Annotated in this window: 20 protein-coding genes and 1 rRNA gene; 5 read left to right on the forward strand and 16 right to left on the reverse strand. The window is 42.5% G+C overall.

The window, feature by feature from the left end; genetic code table 11:
- Positions 1-4: 4 nt before the first annotated feature.
- Genes L2747_RS16400 through L2747_RS16410 form a run of 3 tightly spaced genes read right to left on the reverse strand, consistent with a single transcriptional unit; the run spans position 5 to position 3,070 of the window.
- On the reverse strand, positions 5-1,132 hold the full coding sequence (locus L2747_RS16400; RefSeq protein ID WP_249000105.1) for a porin family protein: 1,128 nt from the start codon (positions 1,130-1,132) through the stop codon (positions 5-7).
- Between the two features lie 46 nt (positions 1,133-1,178).
- A complete protein-coding gene (locus tag L2747_RS16405) occupies positions 1,179-1,547 on the reverse strand; it encodes a cytochrome c3 family protein (protein ID WP_249000086.1) in 369 nt (122 codons plus the stop codon).
- Complete coding sequence (locus tag L2747_RS16410) at positions 1,547-3,070, reverse strand: flavocytochrome c (protein WP_249000087.1); 1,524 nt, start codon at positions 3,068-3,070, stop codon at positions 1,547-1,549. The genes L2747_RS16405 and L2747_RS16410 overlap by 1 nt, the downstream gene beginning before the upstream one ends.
- Positions 3,071-3,409: 339 nt before the next feature.
- Here L2747_RS16410 and L2747_RS16415 point away from each other — a divergent pair, with 339 nt between their 5' ends.
- Complete coding sequence (locus L2747_RS16415; protein ID WP_249000088.1) at positions 3,410-4,195, forward strand: TetR/AcrR family transcriptional regulator; 786 nt, start codon at positions 3,410-3,412, stop codon at positions 4,193-4,195.
- A gap of 127 nt (positions 4,196-4,322) precedes the next feature.
- On the opposite strand, the gene L2747_RS16420 is transcribed toward L2747_RS16415, so the two are convergent.
- The 5 genes from L2747_RS16420 to L2747_RS16440 all read right to left on the reverse strand — a co-directional run bounded on the left by L2747_RS16420 (position 4,323) and on the right by L2747_RS16440 (position 8,678).
- Complete coding sequence (locus tag L2747_RS16420; protein WP_249000089.1) at positions 4,323-5,456, reverse strand: porin family protein; 1,134 nt, start codon at positions 5,454-5,456, stop codon at positions 4,323-4,325.
- A gap of 62 nt (positions 5,457-5,518) precedes the next feature.
- On the reverse strand, positions 5,519-5,977 hold the full coding sequence (locus tag L2747_RS16425; RefSeq protein ID WP_249000090.1) for a DUF3299 domain-containing protein: 459 nt from the start codon (positions 5,975-5,977) through the stop codon (positions 5,519-5,521).
- Positions 5,978-6,035: 58 nt separating this feature from the next.
- Positions 6,036-6,776, reverse strand: coding sequence for a cupin domain-containing protein (locus L2747_RS16430; RefSeq protein ID WP_249000091.1), 741 nt, complete (start codon positions 6,774-6,776; stop codon positions 6,036-6,038).
- A 38-nt stretch (positions 6,777-6,814) separates the two neighbouring features.
- On the reverse strand, positions 6,815-7,165 hold the full coding sequence (locus L2747_RS16435) for a cytochrome c3 family protein (protein WP_239890596.1): 351 nt from the start codon (positions 7,163-7,165) through the stop codon (positions 6,815-6,817).
- Positions 7,166-7,175: 10 nt separating this feature from the next.
- Positions 7,176-8,678 carry a flavocytochrome c gene (locus L2747_RS16440; RefSeq protein WP_249000092.1) on the reverse strand — a complete coding sequence of 501 codons (1,503 nt, stop codon included), beginning with the start codon at positions 8,676-8,678 and terminating at the stop codon, positions 7,176-7,178.
- A 209-nt stretch (positions 8,679-8,887) separates the two neighbouring features.
- On the opposite strand from L2747_RS16440, the gene L2747_RS16445 reads away from it, so the two are divergent.
- A complete protein-coding gene (locus tag L2747_RS16445; RefSeq protein WP_249000093.1) occupies positions 8,888-9,634 on the forward strand; it encodes a TetR/AcrR family transcriptional regulator in 747 nt (248 codons plus the stop codon).
- Between the two features lie 104 nt (positions 9,635-9,738).
- The gene (locus L2747_RS16450; RefSeq protein WP_249000094.1) at positions 9,739-10,830 is read left to right on the forward strand and encodes a branched-chain amino acid aminotransferase; all 1,092 of its coding nucleotides are present in this window, start codon (positions 9,739-9,741) and stop codon (positions 10,828-10,830) included.
- A gap of 107 nt (positions 10,831-10,937) precedes the next feature.
- Here L2747_RS16450 and L2747_RS16455 read toward each other — a convergent pair whose 3' ends face one another.
- The 8 genes from L2747_RS16455 to L2747_RS16490 form a co-directional block, all read right to left on the reverse strand.
- Positions 10,938-11,342: a hypothetical protein gene (locus tag L2747_RS16455; protein ID WP_249000095.1), complete on the reverse strand. Its 405-nt coding sequence runs from the start codon at positions 11,340-11,342 to the stop codon at positions 10,938-10,940.
- A gap of 313 nt (positions 11,343-11,655) precedes the next feature.
- A complete protein-coding gene (yihG, locus tag L2747_RS16460) occupies positions 11,656-12,606 on the reverse strand; it encodes a 1-acylglycerol-3-phosphate O-acyltransferase, YihG family (RefSeq protein ID WP_249000096.1) in 951 nt (316 codons plus the stop codon).
- Positions 12,607-12,613: 7 nt separating this feature from the next.
- Positions 12,614-13,510, reverse strand: coding sequence for a 1-acylglycerol-3-phosphate O-acyltransferase, YihG family (gene yihG / locus L2747_RS16465; protein ID WP_249000097.1), 897 nt, complete (start codon positions 13,508-13,510; stop codon positions 12,614-12,616).
- A gap of 214 nt (positions 13,511-13,724) precedes the next feature.
- A complete protein-coding gene (locus L2747_RS16470; RefSeq protein ID WP_249000098.1) occupies positions 13,725-15,248 on the reverse strand; it encodes an EAL domain-containing protein in 1,524 nt (507 codons plus the stop codon).
- 399 nt (positions 15,249-15,647) lie between these two features.
- On the reverse strand, positions 15,648-17,168 hold the full coding sequence (locus L2747_RS16475; protein WP_249000099.1) for a YifB family Mg chelatase-like AAA ATPase: 1,521 nt from the start codon (positions 17,166-17,168) through the stop codon (positions 15,648-15,650).
- A 110-nt stretch (positions 17,169-17,278) separates the two neighbouring features.
- Positions 17,279-17,494, reverse strand: coding sequence for a hypothetical protein (locus tag L2747_RS16480; protein ID WP_249000100.1), 216 nt, complete (start codon positions 17,492-17,494; stop codon positions 17,279-17,281).
- 142 nt (positions 17,495-17,636) lie between these two features.
- Entirely contained in the window at positions 17,637-18,893 is a 1,257-nt protein-coding gene (locus L2747_RS16485) for a sensor histidine kinase (protein WP_249000101.1), read from the reverse strand.
- Entirely contained in the window at positions 18,865-19,533 is a 669-nt protein-coding gene (locus tag L2747_RS16490) for a response regulator transcription factor (protein ID WP_249000102.1), read from the reverse strand. Before L2747_RS16490 ends, L2747_RS16485 begins: the two co-directional genes overlap by 29 nt.
- Before the next feature lie 93 nt (positions 19,534-19,626).
- Between L2747_RS16490 and L2747_RS16495 the strand changes: the two genes are divergently transcribed.
- The gene (locus L2747_RS16495; protein WP_249000103.1) at positions 19,627-20,823 is read left to right on the forward strand and encodes a DUF5666 domain-containing protein; all 1,197 of its coding nucleotides are present in this window, start codon (positions 19,627-19,629) and stop codon (positions 20,821-20,823) included.
- Between the two features lie 1,151 nt (positions 20,824-21,974).
- A 16S ribosomal RNA gene (locus L2747_RS16500) occupies positions 21,975-22,050 on the forward strand; the annotation flags it as partial.

Raw genomic sequence — 22,050 nt, forward strand, 5'->3', positions numbered from 1 at the left:
GGCGTTAGAAGTAATAACCAAAGTTGATGTTAACTCGCTTGTCCCAGCTATCGCCCATTTCTGGTAGACCTACGTGGTCATTGTTAGCTGTAGAGAAGGTCATGTTTTTGCCCATTACAAAGTCAACCATAGTATAAGTTGGGCCTGCTGAAATCGCACAGCCAGTAACGTTTTGCATACTATTGTCAAAGTTGTTATCGCTAACATCCGGCGTCATTAAACCAAAGTCGTTGTAGCACTTTACGCTACCCCAGTCTGTCGCAAACGTCTTAGCAATATTGGCACTATAAGATTGTCCTTTAGAAGCGATCTCATATTGCCAGCTAACAACAGAAACACCGATTGTGTTTTCATGCTCCTTGTCATCATACTCGTATTGCATGGCTTGCAGCTGCAGGTTCCAGCCTTTGTAGGTACTGTCTAAGTGCAGTGCTACTGCATAACGGTCGCCATTTTCTTGCAAGTTGCTGTTATAGATCTGACCGTACTGGACAGAACCACCAATCGTCGTTTGACCGCCTTCATGTTCAGCTGTATATGTTTGGCGAACGTTAAACTGATTTGTTTCTTCGTTAGCATACTCAGTACCATTAATCGTGCCTGTGTATATATCCGTAGAATAACGCTTGTTTTCTGATGGACCGTATTCAGCGCTCTTATAGAACGCTAGGTCGGTATGCCAGCCATTTTTGTCGTAAACAGCTTTAATACCTGTGTCATGGTCGTCTTCAAAACCTAGGTAATAAGGAATGCCAAACCAGTAGCTGTTTGAGATGAAATCACGGTTACCAAAAGGTACCTTGTTGATACCAACTTGTAATTGCCAGTCAGGGTTTATATCGTAAAAGCCGTAGCCATACTTGATGTAGTTAGTGCCAGATGTAAAGCGGTATTCTGCTGACAGTCCCCAGTCACCTTGCTTACCATCAAACTTAATAGCGGCCATATCAAAGTAAAAGTCACCGCCTTTATCTTTGTTAGCTTTATCGTAGTCACGGTAAGCGTAGTTAACACGCACTGCACCGCCTAGCTTGATACCATCTTCTTGCTCAGCGGCAAACGCTGTTGCGCCTGAAAGAGCAATTGCTGTAGCCACCATAGACAACATAAACTTAGTGGTTTTTTTCATCATCATTCCCTATTTCTATTTTTTAGATTTTGTAAATCAGTATCTTGAATTACATCTCTTCAAACCAAGTACGGTGACACTCTGTACAAATAGGTGCTTTTTTCTCGTGCTCAGCGTGACACGCTAGGCAACTTGCACCTTGGTTGTAGTGCAGCGACTTGTGAGGATGCGCTTCTGGAATCGCCAGCTTACTTTCATCAACTGGGATGCTATTAATGTCGCCATGACATTCGACACATGCAGCATCAGTAGTATTCTTTTTACCTGAACCTTGGTGGCATGTTTGGCAGCCATCTTGGTAAATAAACTCGTGGTTTACACGACCTTCGGTTTTGCCTTTCATCTTGATTAAATCGCCAGCCATAACGCTGCCAGACACTGAAAGACTAAGTAAAATGCTTAGTAATAACTTGTTCATTACACAGCTCCTTGAAGGTCAGTTTTAATTGTTTCAGCCACTATAATGCCCATGACTAGACACTCTAGGCATGATGTAGAACTCAAGCGGGCTTCGCCGTGAATACCACCAGTAGCTTCACCAATGGCGTAAAGGTTCTTAATTGGCGACATAGAGCGACCGTCGATAACACGAGCGCCTAAATCAGTTTTTAGACCACCCATGCAGTAATGTACTTTTGGCCAAATGCGCGACACTACAAATGGACCTGTAAGCTCTTCAGCGGTATCCATCTTACGATTGAATAGTGGGTCTTTGCGGTCACCAACGTGTTTGTTGTATTCAACAATGCTGCGTTTTAGTTCTGCTATAGGGATATCGAATTTAGTTGCAATTTCATCTAATGAATCAACTTTCCAAGCCATTTTATCGCGCAGGGCACGGACAACACGGTCGTCCTGAGCGTAGTTGTTGTAGTTGAAAAATACGACCGGATAAGCAGGGCTGCCATCAGCGTTACGGTTTTTCATAATCGCTTCCGAGCAGGTCTTGCGGTCAGCACGCTCATCCATAAAACGCTTACCGTTTAATACGCTAACCGCCACACCTTGATGCCAGCCGATAGATAACAGTGCGTTTGACCAACCGAACCCACCCTCATCAGGTGAACCCCAGTGGCCAGTTTGGATTAGGTTCATGTGTACAGGTAGTGCACCATAAGCCATGGCTGTAAGGGTGACTTCGCCAGTAGCGCCCATTGCATTGGTACAATCTAGTGTTGGATCTAGAGATGGATCGACCGCTTCACGTAGTGCCATATTGCGAGCAAAACCACCGTTAGCTAGTACCACTGCTTTATTGGCTTTTATAAAGATAGTGCTACCGGTTTTTAGATCGGGAAAGCGGTAGTTTTTGCGTACTTTAACGCCGATGATCTGCTGACCATCCATGATGAAATCTTCGATATAGTGCTGTAGACGATGGTCAACGCCTTCTTTTTCGCCCGCTTCATAAAGTTTGGTGGTGATATCGCCGCCTGTACCATGTTGAGTACGAATTGCGCGGGCTTTGTTGTGGCCACCTACTTGAATGTTAAAGCCATCGCGAAACTTCACGCCAGTGTCGATACATAGATCGTAAGCATCGAGAGAACGGTTAGCTATTTGACGCAGGGCTGGTTCATTTTGCATACCACGCCCAGAAATTATTTGGTCTTTAACTAGCTCTTCTGGTGAGTCATCGTTGACACCTTGGGCAAGCTGAATAGGATTTTTAGGAATAGCTAACCAACCGCCATTAATTGCAGAGTTGCCACCAATCACTTGCATTTTTTCTAAAACAAGTACTGAGCCTAGACCTTGGCGTTTAGCGTTTAATGCTGCTGAAAGACCCGCAAAACCAGAGCCTACAACAATAACGTCAGCACTTTCGTCCCAGTTTATTTCGCCACAAGTTTGTGCTTGAACTGTTCCTGGTAACGTCGCAGCTAGACTACCAATGGTAGCTCCAGCGGTTAGTTTTAAAAAATTTCTTCTACCTTGCATTTTGTGATTCTCTTAATGGGAATAACCTAAAGATAAACGCAAGTTCAGTTACTAAAGGTGAACTAAGTCACGCGATTTTTTCAGTGACAAACTTATTCGTGAGGCAGATCTCGAATAAATTTTCTCTATAAAAGGCGGCGTAGTGGACTATGAAAAATGTGAACGGATTCTATATTGAGTTACAAGTTATTGCTGTAATGTTTATATGACGTAACTCACAAAGCCTGCCGATAAAGTCATTTTTGCGTGAAGTTAATCCCGATTAAGAAAGAGTTATCTATAATCTGCAATTGTTAGAAGCGCATAATTCGCCTAATTCGATATACAGGTTTTTTATAGATGAAATGTCCTACAGAAGCATTGCCTATGATGCGCTGCAATCAAATACTTGATGCAGCTGAGCAGCTAATTGAGTCACAAGGCATTGTGTCTTTTAAATTCTCGCAACTTGCGAAAGAAGTGGGATGTTCCACGGGTACGTTATATAAATTTTTTGAGCGAAAAGAAGATGTTTTAGTATGCTTGTTTTTGCGTAGTGCAACATCGAATCACCTTCCAATATTTATTAACAAATATCCAGAACTAACGGCTCAAGAAAAAGCACTGCTACCCATTTTGTTTACATTTGAGACCATAAAACGCAGTAAAAGCTTTTTTACTCTGCGGTCTGTTTCGGTGAATACTATGGTGTGGCAATTGGCGAGTGACGAAAAAGTTGAACGCTTTAAAAAGCGTATTAATGCTTTTTGGGGGTGGTTTACTGACTCGTTAAACGAAGCGGTAGAAAGAGGTGAGCTTGAGGCAACACCATTACAGGTAAAAGAATTAGTACAAGGAATTACTTTCTATTTAACCGGGTCGCTAACTCAATTTGAAAGCCAGTTAATCGCACCTGAGTACTTATCTAATCGACGTGAAACCTGTTACCGGCATTTAGCGCGTTTAATGGCGCAGTATAAATGGGCTAAGCCACTTAATCCTGAGCTATTTGAGTCATTAGAAGAAAGAAGCTCAAGCTTCTTTGATAAACACTATCGTGATCATATGAGTTGCAGTGCTTGTAGTGCCTTGGCTTGTAATCCTAAGGACGACTCGTGTTCTCGGATCAAAGAGCATGCTGCTTAATTTTATTGTCAGATTGAATATAAAAAAGCCCTCTTATTTAAGAGGGCTGGGTCAGAAGTATTGGTGTGATATATGAGATGAGCTTTGTCTATGACCCAAAAGCTAGATTGGCAGGGAACGCTGCCGTCTAAAAGTAGTAGCCAAAGTTGATATTAACGCGTTTATCCCAGTTATCACCGACTTCGGGGAGGCCGATATGATCGTTGTTAGCCGTAGAGAAGGTCATGTTTTTGCCCATAATAAAGTCAACCATGGTGTAAGTTGGACCCGCTGAAATCGCACAGCCTGTGACGTTTTGCATACTGTTGTCGTAAGTTTCGTCGGCCACATCAGGGGTCATTAAACCAAAATCGTTATAGCATTTTACACTCCCCCAATCGGTATCGATGATTTTGGCTATATTGGCGCTATAAGACTGCCCTTTGGTGGCTATTTCGTATTGCCAACTCACAACAGAGACGCCAATTTTATTGGGATCAATTGCGTCTGCAGCGTCGTACTCATATTGCAAAGCTTGCAGTTGGAGGTTCCAGTCGTTATAGCTGCTGTCTAAGTGCAGCGCTAACGCATAGCGATCACCATTATTACCCGTTTTACTATTGTAAATTTGTCCAAATTGCGCGGAGCCGCCTAAGGTGGTTGAGCCACCATTGTGCTCAAAAGTATAGGTTTGACGTAGGTTTACTTGGTTGGTTTCCTCGTTGTGATACTCAGTACCATTGATGCTGCCTGTGTATAGATCTGTCGCATAACGCTTATTTTCAGATGCTGCGTATTCTGGATTTTTATAAAAAGCCAAGTCGGTATGCCAACCGTTGCTTTGGTATACCGCCTTGATGCCGATGTCGTGATCATCTTCAAAGCCAAGATAATAAGGTAGACCAAACCAAAAGCTGTTAGAGATAAACTCAGGGTTACCAAAAGGGACCTTGTTAATACCAAATTGTAATTGCCACTTGGGGTTAATGTCGTAGAAGCCATAACCGTACTTGATATAATTAGTTTCCGAGGTAAAGCGATATTCCGCTGCAAGCCCCCAGTTATCTAACCTACCGTTAAACTTTATTGCCGCCATATCAAAGCTAAAGTCACCGGCTTTATCTTTTGAGTTTTCACTGTAATCTTTGTAGGCATAATTGGCTCGAACGGCACCGCCGACATTGATACCATTTTCTGAGTTATCAGCGAGTGCTGGTGTTGCTAAAGTGGATAACACTGCGACTGTCGCTAAGGCTGCTAGTGTAAAGGGTGTCTTGTTCATGAGCTTTCCTTGATCTTTTATTCTTACCGCTATCATTGCAGTTGATACTTATGGTTAGCGCTTTAGTGTTGATGTTCTGCAGATGAAGCCACTTGAACAGGATATGCAATTGCTTCTACGCCTTGCAGGTAATAGCCCGTTTTAGCAAATCCTGATTGCGCGGTTTTAATGCTGAGTTTGCCCGCTATATAGATAGGCTGTTCTGCGACGGGTACGGCTATGGGATTATCAAATACCACATGGATTAATTGATTTTGCGGTGAAGGTGGCTTGTGAAAACAAGCTCCTTGCTGTGGTGTGAGTAAAAAATTCTTACTGTGGCTTTTACCTTGGCCATCTAATGGCACAATAAAGCCGGGAATAATTACGTTTTTTCCGTCTAAGGCTAAATTGACGTTAGATTCTACAGGCAACTCAGGCCCTCCGGGAGCAAGTTGGCTCCACAGAATAGAAACGGCTTCTTCAGCTAACGCGTTACCACAAAAGAGCATGCTTAGCAGGATAATGACTGTTCTATACATAATGTTGTATCGGGGCTAATTTGCGTTAGCCCCTCTCTTCGTTAGAGGTTAAAGAAAGCTATTTTGACTTTTGAACAACATCCCAGCCATAGCCACCATTACCTGAACGAACAAGCTTTGAGTTGGTGTATGGAATGAAATCAAACATCAATTGCTCACCAGGGCCCACATCTTGTGGCCATTGGTATTTGAAGGTCGAGAACTTGCCATCTAACGGGAACCAGTACATGTAGATCAGATCTTGAGCATCATAGGTGTTTGGCGTGTAGTGCATTGCTTTACTTGGGATCTCAATGTAATCACCAGGGCCAAATGGTTGCATACGCTCTTGCGCCCAAGTTAAGCCTTGGCCGCTTAATCCGTAATAACACTCCATTTCACGGTGGTAATGTGGGGCAGCTGTGCCAGGTGCAACTCGTACTAAACCAATTACAGTAGGTTCATCGTTAAGCTCTTTCCAACACATCCCTACTTCTGAGTCAGCAGCACCGCCTGCAGGGCAAGGGATTAGGTTGCTCGGATCATCTACTCGCCATGTCAGCCAGCCTGAGTCATTAGCACCTTTACCACCATGATCGTTAGACTTAATGGTGAAGATATCTTTTTCACCACTTTGTAGCTCTTTTAGATAGGCCATGGCTTGTTCTTGCTTACAGACCATTGGCATCACTTTTGTTGGTGCGTTAATTGTTGATAGTGTTGGCTTTTCATTGTGCCAAGGCTTATCAGCTGGTTTGTCTGCTGCAACAGCGCACCCTGTGACGAGAATTGCCGATACGGCGAGTAGTTTTTTCATCATTATTTCCCCATGTTTTGATGTTTTATTACTTAATTTATCTATTTAAATTTTGGATAATCGAAGTTGTGACAATCCATACAGATAGCTTGCTTCTTGGTATGCTCTCCGTGGCATTCCATACATGGCGCTTCTTGGCCGTAGTGCATACTGTCGTGTGGGTTTTGTTTCGCTTCGTGGCCTTCGCGTTTGGTCAGCTCTGCTACTTCCGCCATGTCGTGGCATTGCAAGCAAGAGTTATCAGAAGGGAAGGCTTTCATTCCTTGGTCATGGCAGGTTTTACATCCCTGCTCATAAACCATTTCGTGATAATCTCGTTTGTCTCTAGCTTGTGCTGATAGGGCGATAACGCTGCTTACGGTAAGCACAAGTAAGGTGTTGATTAGTTTCATGTTGGTTTCCTTATGCTTTCATCATCGAACGGGCGGCAGTAACACCAAAAGCCATGCACTCTGGTGTTGAACACCCTCCGAGGCGACTTACCCCGTGCACACCGCCAGACACTTCGCCTGCAGCGTATAGTTTTGAAATAGGCTGACCGTTTTTAGCTGCAATGACCTCTGCATTGGTGTTGATTTGAATACCGCCTTGGCAGTAATGCACTTTTGGCCATAAACGTTGAACAATGAATGGCGCTGTTAGGTAGATCCCCGTACTCATGTTCATGCGTTTGCCAAACTGCGGATCTTCACCAGCTTTCACGTAGGTATTCCAATCTTCTATCTGCTTTTTCAGTGTTTTCTCTGGTAGATTGAAGTGCTTAGCGATAGCTTCAATACTGTCAAATTCCCAAGCTACGTTGTACTTGAGTACGTTTGCCATTGATGGGTCTTTTTGTGCTTCATGCTTAGGTGCAATTAGTAATGCAGGGTTTGGATTGCCATCTTTGTCTCGGCGTTGAACTTCTAAGTCTGCGCGAGTTTTACGGTCGGCAGTTTCATTCATAAAGCGCATACCAGTGTTACGATCAATCGCGATTGAGTGAGGGAAGTTATACAGTGAGAAACCAGCACCGTAGCCAAAGCCACCTTCGTCTGGAGATGCCCAAGGGCCTGATTGAATGAAGCTTAGATGTACTGGCATAGCGCCTTCGGCTAGCATGGCTATCAGGCCGTCACCTGTTGCGCCTCGGGCATTAGTGCAACCGACTTCACTGCCTAATGTTGGGTCAAGTGCTTGACGAAATGATACATTAGCACCAAAACCACCGGTCGCAATTAGCACGCCTTTATCAGCTTTTACATTAATTATTTTGCCAGAATCATCATGGCCGAAGTGGTAGTCTTTGCGGACTTGGATGCCAAGCACTGCGCCGTCTTTATCCGTTATAAGGTGCTCGAATTTATGGCGAATTTTAGTTTTTACCCCATAACTGCGTGCCGTTTTTAACATTGGACGGATAAAGCCAGCGCCAGAACGTTCTACAACTTGATGGCTGCGAGTAGCACTTGTACCGCCAGTATTAATAATGTGTTCGCGATAAACACAGCCGCAGTCTTTAGTTAATTGATAAATGTAGGGGCCAAGTTCAGCGCTATGGCGTAATAGTTCTTCACTGGCATAGCCGCGGCCTGAAGCAAGTTGGTCTTGCACCATTAATTCGGCACTATCCTCAATACCTAATTTCTTCTGTAAATCAGTATTGGCGAAGCAAGCTTGGCCGGCATTAAGTGTTGAGTTACCGCCATAAACACCTAGTTTTTCAAATACCACAATATCTTTGGCACCGAGTTTACCCGCTTCTACTGCGGCAGCGAGTCCCGCAAATCCAGAGCCAACGATGACGATTTCATGTACTTCGTCCCACTTTATATCTGATGAATTCGCGCTGACTGATAATGGTGCTAATGCACCTACAGCGGCAGCTCCTGCCCCAAATTTTAAAAACGAACGTCTTGTTTGCATTTTGTAGCCTCCGATTAACTTGGGTTAACAATATGGTCTTGAGATGTAATCGAATATGCGCGAAATCACACTTTGTATTGGGGGAGAAAGTTTTTTGTGCAGACCTTCAAGAAAATGTTTCTTTTAAGTATCTAATTCGACGTATCGCCGTAGTATTAAATTCAATTAATTAAAAATAAGGGGCGAGTATGCAATGTCCTAGCAATAATATGGATGCTATTCGTTGTAATCAGTTATTAGATGTTGCTGAGCAACTTATTGATAATCAAGGTGTTGTTTCTTTTAGGTTTGCACAAATTGCGAAAGGGGCTGAGTGCTCAACGAATACGCTTTATAAATACTTTGAATCTAAAGAAGATGTATTAGTTTGTTTATTCTTAAGAAACACAACTTCAAGTCAAATACCTATTTTTATAAAAGAAAATCCAGATTTAAATATTCATGAGCGAGCTGTTCTTTCTATTTTATTTACATTTGAAGTAGTGAAGCGAAGCCCGATATTTAACATTTTGCGGGTTGTATCAATTAATAGTATGTTCTGGCAACTTGCTAGTGCAGATAAGATTGAAATTCTGAGAAATAGAGTCAATTTATTCTGGAGTCGAATAAAACGTCCATTAGAAGAAGCTGTTGAGCAAGGTGAGTTACAAGCGACTCAAATTGAAATAGATAACTTGAGCCAGGCGTTATATTTTTTCCTTGCAGGTGCAACATCTTCCTATGAAAGCCGATTGATGGAGGATCAGTACTTAGTCAACGATGATGAAACAGGTTACCGCCATATCAGCTGTATAATGAACCACTATCAATGGCGTAAGCCTATTACGCGGGAGATGATGCAAGCACTAACGATTCGGATCCATGATTTTTTGGACAAAGGCCATGGTAATATTCGTAGTTGTGAAACTTGCTTAGCTATCGGCAAGCTATCTGATTGTAAACAGCAAGACAGTTGATTACAGAGAGAATATTGCTTAACAATAGTTGCCAATCCGGCGTTTCCCTTGACTTTTATATGACCACTGATAGGCTGCTCAGTCAGTAATTAAGGTGGTATACAATGCAAATAACTTATAACTTAAAACCTGCGTTAGAACGCCGTACCGAACAGTTCCTGCCTACAACGAATGTTGGTTTCGGTAACCTCAGAACTGACCACATGTTTTTAATGGATTACCGAGATGGCGAGTGGTGTGATCCACGCGTTGTCCCGTATGGACCTTTTCAAGTCGCTCCCGGTGCCATTGCTCTTCATTATGGTCAGTCTGTATTTGAAGGGGCTAAGGCCTTTCAACATGAAGATGGTGAGATCTACACTTTTCGTATAGACAAAAATGCCGAGCGTTTAAATCGTTCTGCCGACATTCTTTGTATTCCTGCATTACCAGAACAGATGCAGATAGATGCGATCAATGCGTTGATTGATGTGGATCGCTTGTGGTTTCCCATGCAAGAGGGCGCATGCTTATATATCCGCCCATTTATTTTTGCTACTGAAGATCGCTTATCAGTCAGCCCGAGTGAGCAATACACCTTTTGCGTAATGCTAAGTCCCAGTGGCCCTTATTACGCAGATGGCTTCGATAAAGCTATTCGGTTGCTAATTAGCGAGCGTTTTCACCGTGCAGTATCTGGTGGTACTGGTGCATCAAAAGCTGCGGGCAATTACGCAGCATCATTAAAAGCGGGTAAAGCGGCTGCTGAATATGGCGCTGCGCAAGTGCTGTATTTGGACGCTAATAATAAGCAGATTGAAGAAGTGGGGGCGATGAACCACTTTCACGTGCGTAAAGATGGCACGATTGTCATCCCTAAGTTTACCGATACAATTCTCAAGTCCATCACCTCGGAGTCTATTCTCGATTTGGGCGAATTACTGGGCTGTGAAGTTCGTCAAGAGACGGTAATGCTAGATCAGTTTATTGCCGATATCGAATCGGGTGAGATCGTTGAGGCCGGTGGCTTTGGAACGGCTGCTGTTGTTTCGCCTGTTGGTTCTTATATCTTTGAAGATAACCGCATTGTCACTGTTGGTGATGGTGGGGTCGGTGAGCATACCAAGCGTATTTACAAAGTGTTGACTGAAATTCAGAAAGGTCATATTCAAGGGCCTGAAGGTTGGGTTCAGCATGTAAAACGAGTTAATGTGTAGCTCTAACTTACATAAAAAAGGCTCCTAAATAGGAGCCTTTTTTATTTGTTGGGCTAAATTGAGTGACTAAATCTATGTGTTTTGACACGACTCAATATTAGCTTAACCTATAGTTTAACTATGCTGTTTATCCTTACTGCTTGGCGAGTAATGTTTCGCGCTGTTGGATAAAACTTGAAGCCTTCAATTCCTGACATTTCACTGCCAATAACCTCATTACCATTATCTGTATTTTGCATGCTAGCTTGTTGAATATAGCCTTGACTATCTACTATAAAAGAGACTTTATAACTGGAGTTGTCCCAAGAGTCGTCAAACTCTGATACAGGCAGAAAGTACTGCCAATCGATCAGTTTATCTTGTGCCACCCAATAATGGGCAAGTTCAGTACTATCTATTTCAATTATATGCTTAGTGCCGTGATTCAGGTTTTGATTAGCACAGCCACTGCCCAAGATAAAAATCACCAATACAGCTGCAAATTTCAATGAGTGATACACTTTGTTGCTCATGTTGTATTTTTGTGTGGGTAACTTAACCTTGTTAAACGGCAGAGTCTAGTCAAAGCGTTGACAGTTTGCTGATGGAAAGAGGCTTGAAAGAGTGTTTCTGTCTAAAACTTTGAGGTTTTAACTACTTTGTTGGTAGGGAAGCTAAGCGATATAGTTGATTGGTTGGAAAGAGGGGGGAAGTGTAGGTATTTGAACTTTATAGTTTGTTGAGTTAATAAATTGACGATTATTGTACTTAAGCTCATGCAGGTTAGATGAACTTAACAGCTACAACATATTGCTCGTAGCTGTTAAGTTGAATTTTTTATGACATTTATGAATTGTCAGTGTTTTTTGCTTTATGGACGATATGCTCACTAGCGCTATTATGTTTGAGCATTAATTGGTGGATCTCTTCGTCTTTATGTTCCCATATTTCGTTGAGCCAACGTTGAAACTCAACACGATAAGGTGCTTCAGAAAAGTAGCGTTTGTTATCGACTTCTGGAACTGGCAACACTTTTACACGTACAACGATTTTTTTCATACGGCCGTGCATGACTTCGTATAGTGCATCTTTTTTAAAGACCTCAGGATATAACACGGTAACATCTAGCAGGTTAGTAAATTGCTCCCCCATCGCTGATAAAGCAAAGGCGATGCCGCCTGCTTTAGGGCGGAGTAAATAGCGATAAGGTGAATCTTGGCGAGCATGTTTTTCTGCGGTGAAGCGGCTACCTTCAACATAATTGATAATAGAGGTAGGCATGCCTCGAAACTTTTCACAGGCGCGGCGTGTTGATTGCAAATCCTTACCTTTAAGCTTGGGGTTCTTCTTTAACTTAGCAGGGCTAGTGCGGGACATAAATGGCATATCCAATGCCCAGCAACCAAGGCCTAGAAAAGGCACATACATGAGCTCTTTTTTAAGGAAAAACTTAAGCATTGGGATATGGTTACGCAGCACATAAGTTTGCGCTGCAATATCAAAGCCGCTGAGATGGTTACTGATCAGCAGGTACCAGCTGTTCTTATCGAGGTTATCTAACCCTTCAATATCCCATTCAATATTGGCGAGTAAAGCTAAAATACCGCCATTACAGGTTGCCCAAGCCCACATAAAGCGATTCATCAAGTGAGTTAAGGCATTACGGAGTACCGTGATAGGTAACAGTAATTTAATGATGCCGCCTAAGCTAATTAAAGATGCCCATATAACGGTATTAATAATAAGTAAAATGGTGCTCAAGAAGTACAGCACTGGGCCTGGTAAAAAGTTTAACATTGCGGGTTTACGCCTCTTCTCGGGTTTGTGCTAACTCAGTGAGCACTTGATCTTTCTGCTGCCAAATAAGGTTTAGTTCTTCTTGGAATTGGATCTTAAATTGGCGATCTTTAATATAATCACCGCGCAATTCATCGCCAATATTCTTGACTTCAATATGTACTCTAACTTCATTAACTTGGCCGCTGATATATTCCCAATAAGTTGGCACTTTATCTGGGTAATAAATAGAGACATCCACTAATTTATGAATATGCTCGCCCATTGCTGATAGCGCAAATGCCATACCGCCGGCTTTAGGCTTAAGTAAGTGCTCAAAAGGTGAGTTTTGTTTATTGTGTTTACTGGCATTAAAACGAGTGCCTTCAACGAAGTTCATTACGCTAACGGGTTTACTTTTAAACTTGGAGCAAGCTTTACGGGTTATTTCTATATCTTTACCGCGCAGCTTAGGATTCTTCTTTAACTGCGCGGTGCTATAACGTCGCATAAATGGAAAGTCTAGCGCCCACCAAGCTAAGCCAAGTACAGGTACAAAGATTAATTCTTGTTTCAAGAAAAACTTCAAGAAAGGAATTTTACGATTCAAGATGCGTTGTAAAATCAGAATATCTACCCAAGACTGGTGGTTAGCAATAACCATATACCACTCTTTGGTAGACAGCTGGCTATCACCTTCAACGGTTAGTTTTATGGGATGAAGCGTGTTTTCAATAACACCGTTGACGCTAATCCATGCACTGGCGCAAAAATCGAGAAAATAGGTACAGGCTTTGCGAGTCACAGCTAAAGGAATGAGTTTGAAGAGACTCATTATTAATATGGGGGTGACCCAAAATAGTGTGTTAATGAAATAACAGAAGAAGGCAAAGCTTCCCCTAATGCGTGACACTATCGCGCCCATTCAAAACCTCAACAAAAAAATTGGAAACCTATAGTACTCGTTGTCGAGTTCTGTCTCAATCTAGATGTTAAATTTTACCTGTTAACTGATGGTTCTATCGCTTGATTGGGTGAGTTTGTTAGTGAAAGAGACCGTATTCATAGACAATTTTTTATCGTGTTAATGCTGAAATTTAGCCCTGCGAACAACAACTACAGGGCTAAGTAAGCTTTTCTTAATGGTTAAAGAGGTAAGCTCTTAATTCTGTTGCTGGTAGTGCTTTACAATAAAGCCAGCCCTGATGCAGGTGTATGCCCAAGTGTTTTAAGGTATCAGCTTGCTCTTGGGTTTCAACGCCCTCAGCAATCAGCCCGATATCCAGTTCATTGGCAATCGCAATATACGAGCGGATCAAAAAAGGTTTTTTAAGACCACTGACCAGCATTAAGGTAAAGGCTTTATCTATTTTCAAGCAGTCGAACTCGAGCTGCTGCAGCATTAAACCGCCGCTATAGCCAGTGCCAACATCATCGAGTTGCACTTGGCAACCTAACTGCTTACAACCAGCAATAAAATCACGGATTTTTTCCCAAGATGTGATGGGTTGGCGCTCCGTTAGTTCAAAACAAAGCTTATCAATACTGTACCCGTGCCCAGCTAAATATTGTAAATAAGGCAGAATATTGCCTTGCTCAATTTGTTTAGCGCTAATGTTGATACTGCACTTAGCTATTTGTTCGCTGAGCAATAGTGACTTTAGCTCATTAAGCGCTGTTTTTATCATCCACTGATTAACCAGAGACATTATTGAATCTTGCTCTAGATAATGAATGTAGCTGCGGGTATCACGATAATGGTCACCCTTCGTTCGCCAACGTAGTAAGGCTTCGACGCCATGTGGCTTATTGGTGTCAGTATCGATAATAGGTTGATAGGCTAGATAAAAAGCCTCTTCCTTCAATGCGAGAGCAAACTTTTTATGCCAGTACTGTTTAACCACTGAGCCCCGCAGTGAGTAAGCAAACCATGAAAGCGCGAAGAAAGGTAATAGTAACAATAAGAAAATAGTCAGCCATAGCTGATTTCTAGCTGATTCGTTCGCACTTAGACTGTATTTAAACTGTGAATTTTCAGCTTGATATTCAATAGTGAAAAATGGGTTAGCTTGAGTGCTGCGATTGATCCATTCAATACCATTCACTGCAACTTTGATGTCGCCACAAAATTGGCATATAGCCAGTTCGTCAGTAATCGCTTGTATGGATTGAACGGGGACAAATACATTGGCTCTGCTATCTGTTACCCCTGCATAGATGGTTTTCTGTTGGTTAAAGGTGCGATCATCACTTCCTTCAATTAAGCTATGGCCATCCATATCACGACTGAGTAGACGGCTACCAGCAGGTTCTGGCCAGCGGCCAAGGGCCGAGCAAATAATTTCTTCATCATTAAAGCGCACCCAAGGCACAGGTAAGCTACTTTGCTTAAATAATTTATTTTTAAGCAGGCGAATTGTTTCGTCTGAGCAGTGACTTTCTTGCTCTTTTTCGAGCATGTCCTGCACTTCAGCCATCTGTAGTTTCGCTACAGCAAGTCTTTGCTGATATTCCTTATCCAGTATGGCTGCAACATCTGTCAGTTGCTTAGATAATAGGTAGTTACTTACCCCAAGTGACATAGCTAATAAACTAACTAAAACAAGCCCTGCCAAGACTGAGCGTGCGACATGTATACGATTATATTTAAGTTTACTTGGCATGTTTTAGTAACTATTCGGTTAGGGCATTTGTTGATAGGCATTACCGCTAGAAATGCACGAGCTAATCTTGCACGTTGCGGCGGTTACTCTATGTTAGCGTTAATGCTATAAAGGCGTGAGCTAAGTAAGTTCAAAGTAAACGAATGTTTGCCACTTCAACATCATCGAGTTAATGAAGTCGGCGGAATTTACTGGAATCTTAAGCGCTATTCAACTTATTTGTTAATTGATTATCGGATCTTTAACCTAGCGCAGTTTTGTAAGGCATTTTTAGGTATTTTGTCACTAAAAAAGCTAGATATACCTCTTAAGTGTAAGCCTGTTACCGACTGTATTTAGCTTGAATGATCTACCTTGTTTAATCCACCACGATAAAATCGACAATCAATTGATTAGACACTATTGCCTTGCAAGGGAAGCAAGTAGTCTATCCATCGCACGGTAGCCTAGTGCTTGAGCAATATGGGAGCGTTCAACACCTCGGGCTTGTTGTAGATCTGCAATGGTTCGCGCCACGCGCTGGATCCGATGATAGCTGCGTACCGATAGGCCAAGTTGATTAACACTCTGCTCTAAAAACAGCAGATCTTTGTCATTAAAAAGCGCATCTTGTTTTAACTGCTTTCCTGACAGCTGACTATTTAGCACTCCGCTGCGGGCTAGTTGGGTCTCTCGTGAGCGAAGCACGCGCTCAGCAATCTTTTCACTGGTTTCAGCTTGTGTATTTTCACTATTAAGGGCGCCTAAGGGTAACTTTGGTACATCAATAGTTAGATCAAACCTATCAAGAAAAGGGCCCGATAGTTTTGCGAGGTATCGTAAGATTTGTTCATTGCTAGCTCTCGCGTTGTCTGCATCGCCGCAAGGGCTTGGGTTCATTGCTGCAATCAATTGAAAACGGCTGGCAAAGGTTAGCTTTGCCGCTGCCCGTGAAATACTGACTTCACCAGTTTCCATGGGCTCGCGCAGGCAATCTAATACTTTACGTGGAAACTCAGCAACTTCATCGAGAAACAGTACGCCGCGATGGGCAAGAGATATTTCTCCGGGTTTCGGCTGAGCCCCTCCTCCAACTAATGAAATCGCCGAGCAAGTGTGATGTGGGCTTCGAAAAGGACGACGATAAAAGCTTGCTGGTTTAATGCTTTGCCCTGCGACAGAATGAATAGCAGCGACCTCTAAAGCTTCATGATAATCGAGTTGCGGTAATAGTTTCATCATACGGCTGGCTAGCATTGTCTTACCTGTTCCTGGGGGGCCAAGCATCAATAAATTATGGTTTCCTGCTGCGGCGATTTCTAATGCTTGTTTGGCTTGATGCTGACCCACAACTTCGCTCATACAGGATAAGGGGAGTGTTTTGTCTAACGTTAACCATTCAAGGTTTAAATCGATACTGGGTAGCTGAGACTGACCATGCAGATAAGCCGCTAATGATTGCAAGTGAGTGGCAAAGCGGACTTTTTCAAAGCCTACAAGCTCAGCATCTTCGCGGTTGTCGATGGGTAACACTAAAGTGCTGTTTTGCTTACTGGCATCAACGATTACTGGCAGTAATCCTTGGCAATACCGCACGTGTCCAGATAATGCTAATTCACCAACAAACTCATGTTGTGCCAATGATTCAAGTGGGATCTGCTTAGACGCGGCAAGAATGCCTATTGCGATAGGTAGATCGTAGCGCCCACCTTGTTTCGGCAAGTCAGCTGGAGCTAAGTTAACGGTTATACGCTGCATCGGAAACTCAAAACCTGCGTTAATCAGTGCGCTGCGTACCCGCTCTTTTGCTTCTTTTACTGAGGCTTCAGGCAGTCCAACTAGATTGAATGCAGGGAGCCCATTGCTTAAATGAACTTCAACTTGTACGGCGGGGGCTTGGACCCCGTGGCTGGCACGGGTGGCAACACAGGCGATGGGCATAAACAAATCCTTTTGTTTTATGGAGAAGTCGATGTGGATAAAGAAATCCAATTTGGGGTTCTGATTAAGTTTAGCAGCTATATAGGGGTTGTTGTTTTTGCCTCATATAGCTAGTGCTTACTTGACTCTAGATCCAAACTATTCTGCTTTTCTAACTTAGTGTTGATACGGCAGTGACCGCCCATGATCTGGTGAGAGATAACGAAGTTATCATGCTCTCGAACGAGAGGCATGGATGCCGAACTGGCTTTTAAACATGGATGTTGTTCGTCATGGCCGAGCTTCCAGGGATGGACTTGCTGCGTGTCGCGGAAGTGTCTGCACATGCGCTGGCCGCAGGCCATTGGAACCACTGATGTAAGAAGTTGGCTTGAAGATTCAAGCGATGAACAATCTATAGGTTTATCGCTTTAAACTGTGCAACAGTTTCAACTACAGAGCGAAACCAAACCACCAAAAAGGGAATCGCTAAAGGTTTTCCTCTTTAGCTGAAAACACCAAAGTTGTGCAAAACTCAACGCCGTTATCATGTGGATAATAACTCCATCCCATGCGTTCACAGATGCGCTCGACAATAACTAAGCCGACACCATAACCTGCATTATAAGTTTCATTGCCGTCATGACGGTTGGTGATGGTTAGCGTATGTTGCTCAACCTTAATCGCAATGTCGCCGATACTATAACTAAAGGCATTTTTGATAACGTTATTAAGTACAATCGCGATAAAGCTCGATGGAGCGTGCACGGTAGCGGCATCCTTGATGCTTAAGTGATAGCTGCTACCTTGACGGGCGAATAGTACCGCCATTTCAGTTAACTGTTTTTGTAAGGCTTCGGCTAAATCAACATCGGCAAAGTAGCGCGGGCTGATGGACTCTTTACCCAGCAACAAAAAGGTTTCTGTAAGTACCTGCATTTCATCGCTGGCTTGCTGTAAGCGCTTAACAGCATTGACGGCTACAGGATGTTGATTAGGGATCTTAGCCAGTAACTCGGCGGAGCCTTTTACCACTGTTATTGGCGTTCTCAATTCATGGGAGGCAAAGTGGCTAAACTCCTTTTCGCGTTGAAAAAATCCATTGATATCATTTTTACGATCAAGCAAGGTCTGCTCAATATTGCGAGTTTCCACAAACGTCGTATCGATGTTAAAAGGCGGGTCGTCAGGCGACATCTGAGCGATCTTTTGTTCAATAATCGTCAGTGGTTTTGATAGCGTGCGAATAAAATACAGACTGTATATTGTCATCAATAGACCAATTAATACGCCCAAGATTAAAATGTAGTCGTGCAAATGCTCCTCATATTCATCAAGGTAGTCATCGGCATCGTCTTGAAACACGACATACATTAAGCCTTTACCTGAAGGATGGCGACTAACAATAAAGTGTTTGTCCTCTTCGCCTCTTAGCTCTTCATATACGCCTGGGGAAGTATAAGCGTTGAGCCACTGCGGAAGGTTTTCCTCACTCCAATAAGTTTTAAACTCATTGGTATTAGGTAATACGGTTTTATCACCATAAATCTTATAGTCTTGGCTATAACGATACACTTCTGTATCTAGCCAATGATTAAGACTGATTTTTTCAATTTGGTTTTCAGCAATGTAAATCAAAGACCAGAAAAGGCTGAACATAGCAAACGTCATTAAGCCGAAGCTCCAACGGATCTTGCGATAGAAGCTTGGAAAGTGCTTATGGTTTGAGTCGGTAACCTTGTCCATGTATTGTCTCTAGTCGTGAATCTTCGAAGCCTTTGTTTAGTGCTGTGCGTAAACCATAAATATGGCTACGTAATGCATCACTTGGAGGCGATTCATCACCCCAAACTGCATCAGTAACATCCTGACGACTAACAATACTCGGAGCACGCTTGATTAGTACTTTTAAAATCTTGAGTTGAATGCGGCTAAGTTTGATAGGTCGCTCTGCACGAGTCACGATATCAGTTTGAGTATTTATATTGATATCAGCAAAAGTGAGCACGCCAACATCCTGTCTTGGGCCGCGATTACTTAATGCATGTAATCTGAGGCTTAGCTCCTCCATTGCGAATGGCTTGAGTAAGTAGTCATCTCCACCGGCCTTAAAAGCAGCGACCTTGTCTTCAAGACTATCTTTAGCTGTTAAGAACAGTATAGGTGTATTGCAGTATAGATCTTCTCGCAGTTTACGTACCGCACTGATCCCATCCAACTTAGGCATCATGATATCCATAATAATTACATCGTAACTATTTGCAGATAAAAGATTGATTGCCGCTTCACCGTGATAGGCGCAGTCAATGACCATACCTTCAAGTTCCAAATAGTCAGCAATTGTTTCCGCTAGGTTGTGGCTGTCATCAACAATTAAAACTTTCATAGATTATTTTATCTTTCTTCACGATCGCTTCACGGTCGTAGATTTAACATACGCCCAAATTTGATAATCATCTTACAAAGTAAGGGTATTTAGATGAAAAAAATAGCTTTAGTTTCAACACTTGCTCTGATTTTAACTGCTTGTGGCGGTGGAAGCGATAGTTCTTCTGACAACGGTAATGGCGGCGACAATGGTAACGGTGGCGCAGTTACGGCACCTGCAGCAGTGAAAGGCACCATTGATTCAGTTGACACAGTTAAAAGCAAAATCGTTGTAAATGGCTATAGCTATGATGTTGCTGGCGTTGTATACGGTAACACACAACTAAATATCAGCGATCTGCAATCGAATATGATGGTACAGATCGGCGGCGCGCAAAAAGCAGCTGGCGTTCAGGTTAACTTAGAACCAACGATTACCGGTACTGTAACGGCTATTGATCGTGTAGCAGGCACATTTGAGGTTAACGGCATTTCGCTAACTTACAAGCTATCTAACGAAATTGAGTTGGGTGACTGGGTAATGGTGTCTTCATTACCAACGGCTGACGCTGGTTATAAAGTATTGTCTGTTGTTAAATTTGAAAACGATGATCTAATCAACCACTACGAAGTGGAAGGTCGCTTATCTAACTTAGATAACAATGCATTGAGCTTTAAAGTCGGTGCAGCACTAATTGTTGATTATTCAGCAGCGCATGTAGAAGACAATGCCGTTCTTGCTAATGGCCAGTGGGTTGAAGTAGAAGGCAGTATGAATGTAAATACACTTGAAGCGACAAGTGTAGAAGTTGAAGACTATAGCGATTTAGCTAACGATACTGAAGTTGAAGGCATCGTGACTTGGGTTGACGCTCAGCAAACAGCATTTGAACTTAACTACCAAGGTCGTTTTGTTGTAAATGCTCAAACTAAGTTTGAAGATGGTTTTAAGGCAGATCTGAAACAAGGTGCTTTAGTTGAAGTGACTTCTGTGAAGCAAGGTGCACAACAAGTTGCTACAGAAGTCGAATTCGACGATGACAACGCAACTGGTGATGACAACGACAATGATAACGTTGGCAGCTGGAAAGAGTTTGAAGCTGAAGGTTTTGCTACTTCAGTGAATGCTACTGATAAGAGCTTTGTCATTACGACTGCAGGTAAAGCAATCACTATATATGTTGATGCAAAAACTCAGTTTGAAGACCGTCTTCAGTTTGACACTATTGACCAACAGCGTATCGAAGTTGAAGGTGTAGTGATTAATGGTCAGAACATCGCACGTGAAATTGAAGCTGACAACGACTAATCGTTTGGTTACTTCGGCTTGTGTCTGAAATTTAAAGAGTCCTGTAGGTTAGCTTAGAGTTGATACTATGCTAACTAATGAAAATGCCTTCTTATATAGAAGGCATTTTTGTATCTGCGGTTTACTCAGCGGACATCCAGTTCACGCTGGTGACTTTGATTGGGCACAGCTCAAATTAATATGCCCTGTTTACTTTTCTCTACCTATATAGCTAACGTAAATATCTGCGATCCACTTACCTTACTAAAACTTAATCGCAGAAGTGAAGTAAAGCGAATAGGTATTTTAAGAGGTATGGATACTCTGACTGATAGTATAGAGATAGCGCAGCTATATATAGCTAAGTTGTTATTGCTACATATAGTGGAGAAGCATGTGCTTAGCTTTTCTTATATCGGTAGTTAAAGGCGTCTAAAGAGTAAAAAAGAAGTAGGACAGAGGACAAGGACCTTTGAGTTACCGGGCCAAACGATAAAAGCCATGATGACGTGCATGTTAGATGTAGAGTTTAAACACGGAAAATGAACAACTCTGTAGATAACCTGTCTGTTAGTTGTAACTAATAAAGGTATAAAAAATAAATGTATTTTTCCTACATAAAAGCCCTTGCGCTACTCTGAGATATCCCTATAATGCGCATCCACTGACACGGCACAGCAGGCCAACTAGCTAAACGAAAGCTTAGGTAGAACGGGACTTGCAGCGGTGTTAGAGGTTCGAAAATCGAAAGAGATTTGACCAGGTGACAATCGCTTTAAGAGCTTCGAATGATGTGACTTGTATAAAGAATCATCGCTTGAAAAACTTCTTAAAATAAGCGCTTGACGCCGACACTGGAGAGTGTAGAATACGCCTCCTCAGCCAAACGACCTAAGCGTCTAAGGCGCCATTTTGAAAGGCTTAGCCTTGATAGAAGTGGCACGCTCTTTAACAATATGACAAGCAAATCTGTGTGGACACTCACAGAGATTAAGTTATTCGAAATTACTTCTCACGAAGTAATCAAAAATTACTTAATGAATGAGTGTTCATAGCAACTTTGGTCTTCACTTTCTTATAGAAAGTAAAATCAAAGATAATTTATGAAATACAGAATTCGTTGAGCCGCTGATTTAGCCTTACTTGTAAGGTGGATGAAGCAAACAAAACTTTAATTGAAGAGTTTGATCATGGCTCAGATTGAACGCTGGCGGCAGGCCTAACACATGCAAGTCGAGCGGTAACACA

Origin of the sequence: Shewanella marinintestina (genome assembly GCF_023283845.1) — a bacterium.
In the GTDB taxonomy this organism is placed as follows: Bacteria; Pseudomonadota; Gammaproteobacteria; order Enterobacterales; family Shewanellaceae; genus Shewanella; species Shewanella marinintestina.

What these genes read in the sequence shown, in the direction of transcription:
- L2747_RS16420 (WP_249000089.1), bottom strand. Translation starts at nt 5,456, where the DNA reads ATGAACAAGACACCCTTTACACTAGCAGCCTTAGCGACAGTCGCAGTG.
- L2747_RS16405 (WP_249000086.1), bottom strand. Translation starts at nt 1,547, where the DNA reads ATGAACAAGTTATTACTAAGCATTTTACTTAGTCTTTCAGTGTCTGGC.
- L2747_RS16435 (WP_239890596.1), bottom strand. Translation starts at nt 7,165, where the DNA reads ATGAAACTAATCAACACCTTACTTGTGCTTACCGTAAGCAGCGTTATC.
- L2747_RS16445 (WP_249000093.1), top strand. Translation starts at nt 8,888, where the DNA reads ATGGATGCTATTCGTTGTAATCAGTTATTAGATGTTGCTGAGCAACTT.
- L2747_RS16475 (WP_249000099.1), bottom strand. Translation starts at nt 17,168, where the DNA reads ATGCCCATCGCCTGTGTTGCCACCCGTGCCAGCCACGGGGTCCAAGCC.
- L2747_RS16450 (WP_249000094.1), top strand. Translation starts at nt 9,739, where the DNA reads ATGCAAATAACTTATAACTTAAAACCTGCGTTAGAACGCCGTACCGAA.
- L2747_RS16415 (WP_249000088.1), top strand. Translation starts at nt 3,410, where the DNA reads ATGAAATGTCCTACAGAAGCATTGCCTATGATGCGCTGCAATCAAATA.
- L2747_RS16480 (WP_249000100.1), bottom strand. Translation starts at nt 17,494, where the DNA reads ATGTGCAGACACTTCCGCGACACGCAGCAAGTCCATCCCTGGAAGCTC.
- L2747_RS16425 (WP_249000090.1), bottom strand. Translation starts at nt 5,977, where the DNA reads ATGTATAGAACAGTCATTATCCTGCTAAGCATGCTCTTTTGTGGTAAC.
- L2747_RS16490 (WP_249000102.1), bottom strand. Translation starts at nt 19,533, where the DNA reads ATGAAAGTTTTAATTGTTGATGACAGCCACAACCTAGCGGAAACAATT.
- L2747_RS16485 (WP_249000101.1), bottom strand. Translation starts at nt 18,893, where the DNA reads ATGGACAAGGTTACCGACTCAAACCATAAGCACTTTCCAAGCTTCTAT.
- L2747_RS16410 (WP_249000087.1), bottom strand. Translation starts at nt 3,070, where the DNA reads ATGCAAGGTAGAAGAAATTTTTTAAAACTAACCGCTGGAGCTACCATT.
- L2747_RS16470 (WP_249000098.1), bottom strand. Translation starts at nt 15,248, where the DNA reads ATGCCAAGTAAACTTAAATATAATCGTATACATGTCGCACGCTCAGTC.
- yihG (WP_249000096.1), bottom strand. Translation starts at nt 12,606, where the DNA reads ATGTTAAACTTTTTACCAGGCCCAGTGCTGTACTTCTTGAGCACCATT.
- L2747_RS16430 (WP_249000091.1), bottom strand. Translation starts at nt 6,776, where the DNA reads ATGATGAAAAAACTACTCGCCGTATCGGCAATTCTCGTCACAGGGTGC.
- L2747_RS16495 (WP_249000103.1), top strand. Translation starts at nt 19,627, where the DNA reads ATGAAAAAAATAGCTTTAGTTTCAACACTTGCTCTGATTTTAACTGCT.
- L2747_RS16400 (WP_249000105.1), bottom strand. Translation starts at nt 1,132, where the DNA reads ATGATGAAAAAAACCACTAAGTTTATGTTGTCTATGGTGGCTACAGCA.
- L2747_RS16440 (WP_249000092.1), bottom strand. Translation starts at nt 8,678, where the DNA reads ATGCAAACAAGACGTTCGTTTTTAAAATTTGGGGCAGGAGCTGCCGCT.
- yihG (WP_249000097.1), bottom strand. Translation starts at nt 13,510, where the DNA reads ATGGGCGCGATAGTGTCACGCATTAGGGGAAGCTTTGCCTTCTTCTGT.
- L2747_RS16455 (WP_249000095.1), bottom strand. Translation starts at nt 11,342, where the DNA reads ATGAGCAACAAAGTGTATCACTCATTGAAATTTGCAGCTGTATTGGTG.